The sequence below is a fragment of the Nocardia brevicatena NBRC 12119 genome, from assembly GCF_000308495.1.
In the GTDB taxonomy this organism is placed as follows: Bacteria; Actinomycetota; Actinomycetes; order Mycobacteriales; family Mycobacteriaceae; genus Nocardia; species Nocardia brevicatena.
Genome location: NZ_BAFU01000086.1, coordinates 51,405 through 64,268 on the forward strand (window position 1 = coordinate 51,405; position 12,864 = coordinate 64,268).

Here is a 12,864-nt window from a genome sequence, read left to right on the forward strand (position 1 = left end):
CAAACCCGCGTGGATGTCGAGCCGGCGAGGTTCGCCGAGCGGCGGGGTCAGTCCGTCCCGGCAGCGGCGGATTCGGGTACCGGGTCGGGCAGGATATGCGGCTGCTGGATGAACCGGGTGCGCGAACCACCGGCCTTGGCGATTCCCTCGATGGCGCTCCAGGCCATCATGGTCAGATAATCGATGACGTCTTCCCGAGGCATGGTCTTGTTGGTGGTCCACCAGTGGGTGGCCAGCTGGATCCCGCCGACCAGCACATAGGAGAACAGCAGGGCACCCTCGGTGTCGAAACCGCGCTTGCTCGCGCGTTCGACGATCACCGCCGCCACCACTTCGGCGAACAGCTTCTCGAAATCGGCCAGTGAAGAGGGGTCGCCGGAACCGTTGCCCATGATGAACCGGTAGACCTCGGGGTCTTCGTCCACCGCGCCCACGTATTCGGTGAGTGCCGCGTGCACCAGTTGGTATTCGTCGGCGTCCAGGTTGATCGCGCCGTAGACGCGCGGCATCAGGGTGATCTCGATGAATCGCTGCATGGCCGCGTTGACCAGGTCGCTCTTGTCCGAGAAATAGCGGTACAGCACGGTTTTGGACACGCCGATCTCGGCGGCGATCTCGTCCATTCCCGCGGTGCTGCCCCGGGCCCGGACGGCGGCGAGGGTGCCGTCCACGAGCTCTTCGCGCCGGTCGATCTTATGCTGGCGCCACCGACGTTTACGGCCGTCGGTTCGCGCGGTGCGCACCACCGAGCGCTCGGTGCGTTCCCCCATATCGACAAGGTCTTCGGTGGACAGCGTGGGCTCCTCGTTCGATATGTCCGAGCGGGGACGGCCCGCGCGGTCACACTTCGCTACCGCCGCCGGCCGCCGACTCCGCTCAGACTGTGGTCCGGTTCGGTTCGGCTGCGTTCACCAGCTTAGGCCCCGCACCCCCTCCAATGGCCGGTTTGGTGGCGAGTGACCCGCGGCACCGACCGATCGGCGCGGCGACCAGCAGAATGGAGAGCATGCAGACAGCTCCCGGCAACACCGCGGTCCTCGAGTCCCGTCCCGAGGGCTCCGCGACGCCGAGCGCCTTCGCCACGCTGACCGACGAGGCGGGTAAACGGCGCGACCTGGCGCGGATGAAGGTCGTCGCCACCGGGCTGCTCACCCTGGCCACCCTCGTCTACCTGGGGTGTCGGTGGCTGGAGATGCGTGGGAACGCCGGTGACTGGGTGGGTTATGTGCGGGCCGCGTCGGAGGCGGGCATGGTCGGCGCGCTGGCCGACTGGTTCGCGGTGACAGCACTTTTCCGGCATCCGCTGGGTCTGCCGATTCCGCATACCGCGATCATCCGCCGGAAGAAAGACCAGCTGGGCGCCAGCCTGGGCGATTTCGTCGGCACCAACTTCCTCTCGCCGGAGGTGGTGAGCGCGAAGGTGAATTCGGCGCGGATTCCGTGGCGGATGGGTCGGTGGATGGCCGATCCAGGGCATGCCGCGCGGGTGGCCCAGGAGAGTTCGACCATTCTGCGCGCGGTGGTGGGGGTGCTGCGTGACGAGGATGTCGAGCAGATCATCGACAACACCATCGTCAAGCGGATCGCCGAACCGCAGTGGGGTCCACCGATCGGCCGGGTGCTGTCGGAGCTGTTGGCCGACAACCGGCAGGTGGCGCTGCTGGATCTGCTCGCCGAGCGGGCGCATCAGTGGGCGCTGGGCAGCCAGGAGACGATCGACAAGGTCGTGATGAGCGAGGCCCCGCAATGGGCCCCGAAGTTCGCCAATCTGCTGCTGTCGGAGCGGATATATCGGGAACTGGTCACCTTCACCTGGAATGTCCGCACCACACCGGATCACGAGGTTCGGCTGGCGGCCAACCGCTTCCTGGAGGAGTTCGCGCACGATCTGCAGCACGATGAGGCGATGATCGCCAAGGCCGAACGGGTGAAATCGCAGATCATGGGCCGTGAGGAGATCACGGGCCTGGCCGAGGCGACCTGGCGGGCGGCCAAGCGGCTGATCCTGGAATCGGCCGACGACCCGAACAGCACCCTGCGGCGGAAGGTGGCCGAGAATGTCCAGCAGCTGGGTGAGCGGCTGCGCGACGACGACACCATGCGGGCAAAGGTGGACGACTGGGTCGAGCGGGGCGCACGATATCTCGCGGCGAATTACGCGGGGGAGATCGCCACCATCGTCAGCGATACCGTGGCCCGGTGGGATGCCGAGGAGGCAAGCAAGAAAATCGAAGTGCAGGTGGGTCGTGACCTGCAGTTCATTCGGATCAACGGCACGGTGGTGGGTTCTCTCGCCGGGCTGGCGATCTACACGGTTTCGCAGCTGATGTTCGGCGGCTGAGCGCCGGCCCCGGCATGAGGTTTCGCCTCGCCACACGGTGGCGGCGAAACCGCCCGGAGCCGCCGCGGCCGAATATCGACCGCAATACCGCTAGCAGAAGTGCTTGCTATTGCTAGCACTCTGCACTACTCTCGCAGATGTACAACCGCCAGAAGGTGAGTGATGGCCGACCAGCCCGAGGTTTCCGCTCAGTACACCGCCGATCCGGGGACCGGGTCCGGAGAACGGGGAGGCCGCGTGGTCAACGCGGCACACGACATCGGGAGTTTCATCAGGGCACAGCGGGAAGCCGCCCAGGTCTCGCTGCGTCAACTCGCTCAGCTGGCGGGGGTGAGCAATCCGTATCTCAGCCAGATCGAGCGCGGATTGCGCAACCCGTCCGCCGAGGTACTCACGCAGATAGCCAAGGCGCTGCGGATGTCCTCGGAGGTGTTGTACGTGCGGGCCGGCTACCTCGAGCAGCGGCCGCACAGCCCCGTCCGGGATGCCCTGCTGGCCGATACCGCGATCAGTGAACGGCAGAAGCAAGTGCTGCTGGACATCTACGAGTCGTTCCGTCGGGAGAACGGCGACGGCTCCGAGGGGAATGACCGGGACAGCGCTGTTCCGCGTATCACGACCGAGACTCCGCCACGCGAGGAGAACCACATATGACCGAGAAGCTCACCGAGAAATACCCCGCCAGCCGGCCGCTGCTCGCCACCGTGGGCGCCGGCGACGCCGTCTACGCCGCCGTGATCGACGCGGTGAACCAGGTGCGTGAACGCGCCGCGGCAACGGATGTGACCGCACGCGTAGACGAGGCCCGGGAGCGTTTCGCCGCCCTGCCCGCTGATGTACAGGCCCAATTCGAGACGCTGCGCAGGCAGCTGTCGGACCTGCCCTCGGAGCTGCCGGAGGATCTGGCCGAACTGCGGGAGAAGTTCACCGCCGAGGAGCTGCGCCGACTCGCCGAGCAGTACTACCGCCAGGTGCTCGACCTGTACTCGGATCTGACCGTCCGCGGGGAGGAGACCATCGAGCGGCTGCGCGCCAACCACCTGGTGGAAGAGCAGGTCGGCCGGGTCGAGACGCTGTACAAGGACGCGGCCGAGCGGGCCGAAGGGGTATTCGAGCGGGTCAACGGCCTGATGGGCCGCCCGGTCAAGGAATCCGCCGAGACTCCCGGGGCACCCATGGCCGAGAACCCGGTCGTCGAGGGCGAGGTGGTCGAGGTGGCCACCGAGACCGAGCCCGTGCCCGCTCCGAAGAAGGCGCCCGCCAAGAAGACCACCGCCAAGAAGACACTGGCGGCGAAGAAGACCACCGCCGCGAAGAAGGCCTGACGCCGAGCTTCGGCGGTGTCCGACACCGGACCCGTGGCGTCGGCGACGCCACGGGTCCGGCGTTGTTCGGGGCCTTGCTCTTATCATGAGGGAGTGGAAACGGTTCAGGGTTTGACCGGGCTGATCATGCTCGTGCTGTGGCTGGGTGCATTCGGCATGACCGTGTTCGCGCTGATTCACGCCGTCCGACAGCGGCCCGACGCGTTCACCGCGGTGGACAAACTGACAAAACCGATCTGGATGGGCATTCTCGGCGTAGCGCTGCTGATGCTGGTGCTCGCCTGGTCCGGCATGATGCTCTTCGCATTCGTCGCCGTTATCGGAACGGGTATCTACTTGGCGGATGTCCGACCCAAGGTGGACGAAATCCAGCGCGGTCCGCGCTGGTAGCCGCACTGCGGGCGAGATGCCCACGGTGCCTGCGCCGGCAGGCACCGGCTCCAGATGTTACTGTATCGCTCAGTAACACAAAGGAGTATCCGATGCGTGTGATATTGCCAAAAGCATTGGAGCGTCTCGCCGGTGAGATCCAGGGGCTGCTCGAAATACATCGCGCGAACCTCCGTTCGCGCAGCTACGCTACCGCCGCCCTGAATCCACCTACCGTCCCACACGAGGTGATTCCGGTCCGGGCCGCGGACGGCGCCCGGCTGCGGGTCCACGCCTACGGTCCCGCCGACGGCCAGATCATGGTGCTGATACACGGCTGGACCTGCTGCCTGGAGTACTGGAACCCGCAGATCAACGCCTTCGCCGAAAACTATCGGATCATCGCCTTCGACATGCGCGGCCACGGCGAAAGCGAACTCGGCGACGGACCGGTGGACTGCCACCGGCTGGCCGACGACCTGGCCGCTGTGCTGTCCGCGGTCCTGCGTCCCGGTAGACGGGCCGTCCTGGTCGGCCACAGCCTCGGCGGCATGACCCTGCAGGCCTGGGCGAGCAGCTACCCACAGCGGGTGGCCGAGCAGGCCGCCGCGGTGCTGCTCACCAACACCGGGCCACGCGAACTGGTCGCGGAGACAACCGTCGTCCCGCTGTTCAACCGCATGCTTCCGGGCCTGAACCGCGTATTCCCACTGCCCATGTGGCTGGCCCGACGCGGCCTGGGCGCGACGATCGTGTTTCCCCCCGTCGCCCCCGTGCGGTGGATTTTCGCCCGGCAGATCATGAGCCTGTCCGCCGACCGGGAACTGATCGAATTCGGTATGAACATCGTGCGCTCCTGCCCGGCCCGCGTGCGCGCGAAGTTCGGCCTGTTGCTGGCCGATATGGACCTCGGCGACGCCGCCCGAAACCTGGTGGTCCCGACCACCGTGGTGGCCGGTTCGGAGGATTTCATGACCCCGGTCCGGCATTCGGAATCGATCGTGAGTTTGCTGAAGGAAGCCGGCAGCCTGGCGGGCTTCGTGGTACTGCCGACGGGTCATCTGAGCAATCTGGAGATGATCGATCGGTTCAACGAAGAGCTGGGTCACGTACTCGATTCGGTACGCCATTCGGTGGAGGCCACCGGATAGCGTCCACCCGGCGCTCTCGCTCTCGGCCCGCGTCCGGGTGGCCGGCCGACGACCGAACCGCGTCGGACCGTACCGTCAGTGCGGTGTTCCCGCCGCGAGCACAACCCGGACGACGCGTTCGGCGCCATCCGGCGCGAGAACCCCGAGATACACCGTCTCGTCGGGTTTGCGGATATTGAGCGCGGCGCGCAGGGCCCGAGCGGTGGCGATCGCACGGCCGTCGAGCGACGTGATGATCTCGCCGTCGGCGAGACCGGCGATATGCGCGGGCAGCCCGGCGATGGCGATATCGACGCGGGCACCCGTGGGCGCGGCATCGGAGACCAGCACACCGAGTGTCGCGGTGGGGCCTATGTGCACGGCCTCGGTCGGAGTTCCGGAACGGATCTGGCGCACGATACGCATGGCGGTATCAATGGGCACCGCGTAACCGTTCGGCGGGTCCGCGGGCCGCCCATCCGGCGGCGGATCGCGATCGCCGGACGCCGCCGCGATCACCCCGACCACCGCACCGGTGTAATCGGCCAGCGCTCCGCCGGACTGTCCGGAGCTGACCGCCGCGGAGACCTCCACCATTCCGGTGAGCGCCTTGCGGGACAGGTCCGTCCCGTTCAAGGCCACAATGGTGCTGTCCAGATCGGTGACCCGTCCGCTGACCGCGGTGGGCGTCCCGCTGCCACCGGCATTGCCGATGGCCAGCACTTCATCGCTGATCCGCAGTCCCGCCGAACTGCCGATGCGGGCCGCGGCCAGCCCGGACGCGCCGGTGAGCGACAGCAGCGCGATATCGGCGCCGGAGTCGTAGCCGAGCACCGTCGCCTCGTACGCCGCACCGTCGGCGACCCTGGTGACCCGCACCGTTTTCGCGCCCTTCACCACATGATGGCTGGTGAGCACCTGGCCGTCGCCGCTCAGGACGATGCCGGAACCGGCCGCGGCGCCGAACGGCATGGTCGACGCGGTGATGTTCACCAGCACCGGGCTGATCCCCGCCGCGACCGCGACCGGGTCCAAGGGCGGCCGCGGAGCCGGTTGGGTGGCGACCGGTGGTTCGGCACGCTCGAACGTCCACCAGTCCGGAAGCCGCCCCGGATAGCCGAAGAACGCGGCGATGGCGATAAGCGCCACGAGCAGTGCCACGAACACGCGGCCACCGCCCGTCGGCCTTTCGGGGCTCGTGCCCCGCCAGTGGTCCTCCATGAGTCTCCGCCCTCACCCGAGCCCGAACACCCCCATTGTCTCCCGGACTCACGGCAACCCACCCGATTTCACCACCACGGGGAACAGTCGGACATCCCGGCGCGCTCGTGTGCACAAAGGCTGTGGAGATCTGTGCACAATCCTCCACAGCTCGCGGCAGTCAAATGGTGGCCGTGTCGATGACGAATCGGTACCGCACGTCACTGGCCACGACACGGTCGTAGGCCCCGTCGATCTCGTCGGCGGCGATCACCTCCACCTCGGCACCGATACCGTGCTCGGCACAGAAATTCAGCATTTCCTGGGTCTGCGCGATCCCGCCGATCATCGAGCCGGACAGCGACCGGCGGTACGAGGCCAGCGTGTGCGGCCGTACCTGTAGCGGCTGTTCGGGCAGGCCGAGAATCACCAGGGTGCCGTCGTGGCGGAGCAGTCTCATATAGCTGTCGATCGGCAGGTCCGCGGATACGGTGTTGATGATGAGATCGAACCGGCCGCGTAACTCCCGGAAGGCCTGCTTATCGCTGGTGGCGTAGTAGTGATGGGCGCCGAAACGTCTACCGTCCTCCTGTTTGCTCAGCGAATGGCCGAGTACGGTCACCTCCGCGCCGAGCGCGGCGGCGATCTTGACACCGATATGGCCGAGCCCGCCCATTCCGATGATCGCGACCCGCTTGCCCGGCCCCGCCTGCCAGTGCCGTAATGGTGAGAACAGGGTGACCCCCGCGCACAGCAGCGGCGCCGCCGCCGACAGATCGATCCCTTCGGGGATTCCCACCACGAAGTTCTCGGTTACCACGATCCGGGTGGCATAGCCGCCGAGCGTATGCCCGCCGGGCTGCACCGATTCGGGGACGCCGGTGTTGTAGGTCATAACGGCCCCCCGGGTGCAGTACTGCTCCTCCCCCGCCAGGCACGGCTCGCACACACCGCAGGAATCGACCATGCAGCCCACGCCCACCCGGTCGCCGACCCGGTGCCCGGTCACCGCGGAACCGACGGCCGCGACGATGCCGGCGATCTCGTGTCCCGGCACACAGGGGTAGCTGGTCCCTCTCCATTCGTTCCGCGCGGTGTGGATATCCGAATGGCATATTCCCGTGTATTTGATATCGATCAGCACATCGTGCGGACCGAGTTCGCGACGCTCGATGGCGACCTTCTCGAACGAGGAGTCCGGTCCGGCCATGGCGTATGCGGCAGCAGTACTCATGCGTTCATGCCTACCGCCGCATCGGTCGGTTCGCCAACGACGCCTGCGTCACATCGCCGCCGGCCACCGAGAGGCACCCACACCTCAGGCGATGTGCCCGGATATCGAGCGAGCAGTGGGTTCCGCAGTCGATGGCGGCCGGCGAACGCGCAACCGCCCCGGTCACCGAATCGTGCGCGGTGGCCGAGGCGGCTCGCTCGATATATCGGCTATCGACTCACTCGATGCTGTCCGAGCCCGCCGCGTCGCCCTCGGCCGTCTCGATCCGGCGCCGCACTCGCCGGGCGGCCGCCACCATATTGCGCAGCGACGGCTCCAACTGCCAGTAGTGCCGGGTCTTCAGCCCGCCGTCCGGATTCGCCCACAGTCGCTCGGGACCCACGGCCGAGGCCGCGGCGGAGAGCAGTTCGTCCAGCTCGTCGATATCCGGGATACGGGCCGACCGGCTTTCGTACACGCCGGGACCGACCCCGTGGCTCAGCCCGTGCCCGGAGGAGTAGTCCTCCTCCAGTGCCTTGAGCACCCATTCGATCGAGCGGGTGGCGACGATGGCGGTGACATCGGCGTCGAGCTGTTCGATCGCCGTCACGATCTCGGTGCGCCCGGAATACGGGATATGGGTGTGGATCTGGGTTTCCGGCGTGACGGCCGCGGTGGCCAGCCGGAACGCCGCGATCGCCCAGCGCAGATACTCCGCGCGGCCCCGCGGTCGGGGCGGCAACAGCTCCCGGAGCGCCGGCTCGTCGACCTGGATGATGGCGATACCCGCCTTCTCCAGATCGACGACCTCGTCGCGGATGGCCAGGGCCACCTGGTCGGCGGTCTCGTACAGCGGCTGGTCCTGCCGGACGAACGAACGCGCGATCATGGTGACCGGCCCGGTCACCATGCCCTTCACCGGCTTATCGGTGAGCGACTGCGCGTAGGCGATCCAGTCCACCGTCATCGGGGCCGGACGCGAGACGTCGCCGTATATGATCGGCGGCCGCACACACCGTGAACCGTACACCTGCACCCAGCCGAAATGCGTGGTGGCGAACCCGTCGAGCAGTTCGGCGAAGTACTGGACCATGTCATTGCGCTCGTGCTCGCCGTGTACCAGCACATCCAGACCGATATCCTCCTGCAACCGGATGGTGGCCGCGATCTCGGCCTCGATCCGCTTGCGGTATTCGTCGTAGGACAGCCGCCCCTCGCCCAGGTCGTGGCGGCCCTGGCGGGCCTCGGTGGTCTGTGGGAACGAGCCCAGCGTGGTGGTGGGCACCGGCGGCAGGCTCAGCTTCGCCTGCTGCGCGGTCCGGCGCACCTCGTACGGTTCGCGTTCACGCATCCGCGGGGTGACCGCGTACACCCGCTGCCGCACCGCGTGCTTCTGTTTGAAATGGACTTCGGACGGCCGCTTGCGCCATTTCTCCGAGGGTCCCTCGGTGAGTGCCTTCGCCAGCGAAACGACCTCTCCCACCTTCTGTTTCGCGAAGGCCAGGCGATCGGCGACATGGCCCTCGATATCGTATTCGGCGAGCACATCGTAGGGCACGTGCAGCAGGGTGGTACCGGTGGAGACCACCAGGTCCGGGCACACCTGGGCCAGTTCGTCGAGGTATTCCAACGTGACATAGCGGTCGGCCCGCCACACGTTCAACCCGCTGATAACGCCCGCGTACAACCGTTTGCGCCGGATACCCGGAACCTTCGCCAGATCCTCCGGCCGCATCCGGTACGAGGCCAGGTCCAGGCCGATGGCCTCCACACCTGTGCGCGCCAGGATGGTCAATGCCTCGCCGAAGTCTCCGTACTGCCCGGTGACCAACAGGCGCGGACGCAGCGGCGCCTTCGACAGCCGCTCGTAGGCCTTCTCGAACGCGGCGAGTTCGGCCTCCGTGCGTTCGGCAGTGAAACACGGTTCGTCCAGCTGCACGCAGGTGGAACCGCGTTTGGCCAGGATCTCGAACAGTTCTTCGTACACCGGCAGCAATCGGTCGAGCAGTTCGATGGTCTCGAATCCGGCCGATTCGCCCGGAACATGCCCCGCCTTCGACAGCAGCAGTAGCGACAGCGGACCCAACACCACCGGCCGCAGCTCGATGCCCTGTGCCTTGGCGCGGTCCCATTCGTCCAGCAGCGCTTCCGGATGCAGCGAGAATTCGGTGTCGGCGTCCAGTTCCGGCTGCCGGTAGTGGTAGTTGGTGCCGAAATAACGGACCAGTTCCAGCGGACGCAGGTCCGGGCGTCCCCGTGCCATCAGGAAATAGAAGTCCAGCGGGTGCATATCCTGCCGGAATTCCTCGAACCGGGACGGAACGGCGCCGAACAGCAGCGCATTGTCCAGGACATGGTCGTAGAAGGAGAACGTATTGCCCGGAACCTGGGTGAGGCCGGTGGCGGCCAGTTCGCTGAACTGCCGTTCCTGGATATCCCGGCCTACCGCGAGCAGCTCCTCCCGGGAACTCGACCCTCGCCAGTACGCCTCCAGGGCCCGCTTGAGCTCCCGGTACGGGCCGATCCGCGGATATCCCAGAACACTCGAACCGAATCCATCGCTGACGTTGACCATGCCGGATCCCTTTTAGGTGTGTTATCGGCGCGTCTGCGCGCACATATTGTCGACGGCGGGTCGGGTCCGGTAAACCGTCCCGGGCCCGACCCGATTGTTCAGCTCTTGTGGTTGTACTGGTAGAAGCCCCCGCCGGTCTTCTTGCCGAGCAGACCCGCCTCCACCATGCGCATCAGCAGCGGCGGCGCGGAGTACAGGGGTTCCTTGAATTCGGCGTACATGGAATCGGCGATGGATCTCACCGTGTCCAGGCCGACCAGATCGGTAAGTGCCAGCGGGCCCATCGGGTGGGCGCAGCCGAGCACCATGGCCTTGTCGATGTCCTCCTTGGTGGCGAAACCGGATTCCACCATCCGGATGGCCGAGAGCAGATAGGGCACCAGCAGGGCGTTCACCACGAAGCCGGACCGGTCGGCCGAACGCACGACCTCCTTGCCCAGGGTGCCGCTCGCGAAGGCTTCGGCCCGCTGCGAGACGGCTTCACTGGTCTTGAGGGTGGTGACCAGCTCCACCAGCGGCAGCACCGGTACCGGGTTGAAGAAATGCATCCCGACGACACGCTCGGGATTGTTGGTGGCCACCGCGATCTTCATGATCGGAATGGAGGAGGTGTTGGAGGCCAGCACCGCGTTCGGGTCGGTCACCACCTTGTCCAGTTCGGCAAAGATAGCGGTCTTGACCTTCTCGTCCTCCAGCACGGCCTCCACGACCAGCTGGCGGTCGGCGAAGTCGCCCAGATCGGAGGTGAACCGCAGCCGCCAGGCCGCCTGCTCACGCTCGCGTTCGGTGATCTTGCCACTGCTCACACCGCGGTCCAGCGACCGCAGAACCCGGGACCTTCCGGCGGCGGCCAGTTCCCGGGTCTGCTCGTACACCAGAACATCGACATGCGCCCGCGCGCACACCTCCGCGATTCCGGAACCCATCTGTCCGGCGCCGATAACACCGACGCGTTGAATCTTCTCGCTGCTCACGTCCCGCTCCTGCTGGTTGGTCTGGCCTGTCGGTGGCTGAGGTGAAGGTGTGCTCTGCTATGAGCGAGCCTTCGCCGGTCAAGTATTTCGGTTGTTTCCGCGCTCGGGGCGGAATGAATGGGATGAAAGGGATTGCCCTCCCCACTGGGGCTGTCAGCGGGGAGGGCGGTACACCCCTACCGGAGTAGTGGGCCATCGGTGTCCGTGGCGGAACCATCCCGCCGCGGACCCTGCGTGACCGGTACCGGTCACGGCGTTTCTCAGTGGAACTGACCCTCTTCGGTGGAACCCTTCAGGGCCGCGGTGGAGGTGTTCGGGTCCACGGTGGTGGCGATGGTGTCGAAGTAGCCGGCACCCACCTCGCGCTGGTGCTTGGTGGCGGTGTAGCCGCGCTCCTCGGCCGCGAACTCGCGCTCCTGCAGGTCGACGTAGGCGGTCATGCCCTCGCGGGCGTAGCCGTAGGCCAGGTCGAACATGCCGTAGTTCAGGGCGTGGAAGCCGGCCAGGGTAATGAACTGGAACTTGAAGCCCATGGCGCCGAGTTCCTTCTGGAACTTCGCGATGGTGGCGTCGTCCAGGTGCTTGCGCCAGTTGAACGACGGCGAGCAATTGTAGGCCAGCAGCTGGTCGGGGAACTCGCTCTTGACGGCCTCGGCGAACTTGCGGGCCAGCTCCAGGTCCGGAGTGCCGGTCTCCATCCAGATCAGGTCGGCGTAGGGAGCGTAGGCCTTGGCCCGCGCGATGCAGGGCTCGATGCCGTTCTTGACCTGGTAGAAGCCCTCGACCGTGCGCTCACCGGTGATGAACTGCCGGTCACGCTCGTCGACGTCGGCGGTGATCAGGGTGGCGGCCTCGGCGTCGGTACGGGCGATGACCACGGTCGGGACGTCGGCGACGTCGGCGGCCAGGCGCGCGGATGTCAGGGTGCGGATGTGCTGCGAGGTGGGGATGAGCACCTTGCCGCCAAGGTGGCCGCACTTCTTCTCCGAGGCCAGCTGATCCTCCCAGTGGGTGCCGGCGGCACCCGCGGCGATCATGGCCTTCTGCAGTTCGTAGACGTTCAGCGCTCCACCGAAGCCGGCCTCGCCGTCTGCGACGATCGGAACCAGCCAGTTGCCGACCGAGGTGTCGCCCTCGACCTTGGCGATCTCGTCGGCGCGTAGCAGCGCGTTGTTGATGCGGCGGACCACGGCCGGCACCGAGTTGGCCGGGTACAGGCTCTGGTCGGGGTAGGTGTGGCCGGACAGGTTGGCGTCACCGGCGACCTGCCAGCCGGACAGGTAGATGGCCTTCAGGCCGGCGCGCACCTGCTGCACGGCCATATTGCCGGTGAGAGCGCCGAGGGCGTGGATGTAGTCCTCGTTGTTGACCTGCTCCCACAGGATCTCCGCACCGCGACGGGCGAGCGTGTTCTCCTCGACGACGGTGCCCTGCAGCTTGGCCACCTGCTCGGCGGTGTAGTTGCGGGTAATGCCCTTCCAACGCGGGTTGGTGTCCCAGTCCTTCTGGATCTCCGCAGCGGTCCTGGGGGTGCCGGTAGTCGACATCGCGAGACTCCACTTCTTTGTTCGGTCGGTGCCATCCGGGGCGCGCGCCGTGAGCGTCGACCGAAGGTTTCTACTCATACTGCCGGAATGGCAATTCGCAGGCTTGCAAGGCCCATAGGGTGTACATCCACACGATGGCACATCTGGAAAACAGCGTCTACCTGTTGCTTATGTGAATCTAAGCTAGGTT

The 12,864-nt window shown here is 66.5% G+C and carries 11 protein-coding genes; 5 read left to right on the forward strand and 6 right to left on the reverse strand.

Translation table 11 applies throughout. The annotated features are described in order from the left end of the window. Positions 1-47 precede the first annotated feature (47 nt). Positions 48-770: a TetR/AcrR family transcriptional regulator gene (locus ON20_RS23395; protein ID WP_245547422.1), complete on the reverse strand. Its 723-nt coding sequence runs from the start codon at positions 768-770 to the stop codon at positions 48-50. 227 nt (positions 771-997) lie between these two features. On the opposite strand from ON20_RS23395, the gene ON20_RS23400 reads away from it, so the two are divergent. The 5 genes from ON20_RS23400 (at position 998) to ON20_RS23420 (ending at position 5,186) form a co-directional block, all read left to right on the forward strand. After that, the gene (locus ON20_RS23400) at positions 998-2,341 is read left to right on the forward strand and encodes a DUF445 domain-containing protein (RefSeq protein WP_040838908.1); all 1,344 of its coding nucleotides are present in this window, start codon (positions 998-1,000) and stop codon (positions 2,339-2,341) included. A 162-nt stretch (positions 2,342-2,503) separates the two neighbouring features. Next, positions 2,504-2,995, forward strand: a complete 492-nt coding sequence (locus tag ON20_RS23405; protein ID WP_040838613.1) for a helix-turn-helix domain-containing protein — start codon at positions 2,504-2,506, stop codon at positions 2,993-2,995. Further along, positions 2,992-3,666 carry a heparin-binding hemagglutinin gene (locus ON20_RS23410; RefSeq protein WP_040838614.1) on the forward strand — a complete coding sequence of 225 codons (675 nt, stop codon included), beginning with the start codon at positions 2,992-2,994 and terminating at the stop codon, positions 3,664-3,666. The genes ON20_RS23405 and ON20_RS23410 overlap by 4 nt, the downstream gene beginning before the upstream one ends. Before the next feature lie 93 nt (positions 3,667-3,759). After that, positions 3,760-4,056 (forward strand): DUF2516 family protein, encoded by a 297-nt coding sequence (locus ON20_RS23415; protein WP_086009056.1) that lies wholly within the window; start codon positions 3,760-3,762, stop codon positions 4,054-4,056. 92 nt (positions 4,057-4,148) lie between these two features. Further along, positions 4,149-5,186, forward strand: a complete 1,038-nt coding sequence (locus ON20_RS23420; RefSeq protein ID WP_040838615.1) for an alpha/beta fold hydrolase — start codon at positions 4,149-4,151, stop codon at positions 5,184-5,186. A gap of 75 nt (positions 5,187-5,261) precedes the next feature. Here ON20_RS23420 and ON20_RS23425 read toward each other — a convergent pair whose 3' ends face one another. From ON20_RS23425 to aceA, 5 genes are all read right to left on the reverse strand, one after another. Next, a complete protein-coding gene (locus ON20_RS23425) occupies positions 5,262-6,332 on the reverse strand; it encodes a S1C family serine protease (protein WP_245547424.1) in 1,071 nt (356 codons plus the stop codon). Between the two features lie 214 nt (positions 6,333-6,546). Continuing rightward, positions 6,547-7,599, reverse strand: coding sequence for an NAD(P)-dependent alcohol dehydrogenase (locus ON20_RS23430; RefSeq protein WP_040838618.1), 1,053 nt, complete (start codon positions 7,597-7,599; stop codon positions 6,547-6,549). 217 nt (positions 7,600-7,816) lie between these two features. After that, the gene (gene metE / locus ON20_RS23435; protein ID WP_040838620.1) at positions 7,817-10,153 is read right to left on the reverse strand and encodes a 5-methyltetrahydropteroyltriglutamate--homocysteine S-methyltransferase; all 2,337 of its coding nucleotides are present in this window, start codon (positions 10,151-10,153) and stop codon (positions 7,817-7,819) included. 98 nt (positions 10,154-10,251) lie between these two features. Continuing rightward, a complete protein-coding gene (locus ON20_RS23440) occupies positions 10,252-11,127 on the reverse strand; it encodes a 3-hydroxybutyryl-CoA dehydrogenase (RefSeq protein ID WP_040838622.1) in 876 nt (291 codons plus the stop codon). Between the two features lie 260 nt (positions 11,128-11,387). Next, positions 11,388-12,674, reverse strand: coding sequence for an isocitrate lyase (gene aceA, locus ON20_RS23445; protein WP_040838624.1), 1,287 nt, complete (start codon positions 12,672-12,674; stop codon positions 11,388-11,390). Between the last annotated feature and the right edge of the window lie 190 nt (positions 12,675-12,864).

What these genes read in the sequence shown, in the direction of transcription:
- ON20_RS23405 (WP_040838613.1), top strand. Translation starts at nt 2,504, where the DNA reads ATGGCCGACCAGCCCGAGGTTTCCGCTCAGTACACCGCCGATCCGGGG.
- ON20_RS23400 (WP_040838908.1), top strand. Translation starts at nt 998, where the DNA reads ATGGAGAGCATGCAGACAGCTCCCGGCAACACCGCGGTCCTCGAGTCC.
- ON20_RS23395 (WP_245547422.1), bottom strand. Translation starts at nt 770, where the DNA reads ATGGGGGAACGCACCGAGCGCTCGGTGGTGCGCACCGCGCGAACCGAC.
- aceA (WP_040838624.1), bottom strand. Translation starts at nt 12,674, where the DNA reads ATGTCGACTACCGGCACCCCCAGGACCGCTGCGGAGATCCAGAAGGAC.
- ON20_RS23430 (WP_040838618.1), bottom strand. Translation starts at nt 7,599, where the DNA reads ATGAGTACTGCTGCCGCATACGCCATGGCCGGACCGGACTCCTCGTTC.
- metE (WP_040838620.1), bottom strand. Translation starts at nt 10,153, where the DNA reads ATGGTCAACGTCAGCGATGGATTCGGTTCGAGTGTTCTGGGATATCCG.
- ON20_RS23410 (WP_040838614.1), top strand. Translation starts at nt 2,992, where the DNA reads ATGACCGAGAAGCTCACCGAGAAATACCCCGCCAGCCGGCCGCTGCTC.
- ON20_RS23420 (WP_040838615.1), top strand. Translation starts at nt 4,149, where the DNA reads ATGCGTGTGATATTGCCAAAAGCATTGGAGCGTCTCGCCGGTGAGATC.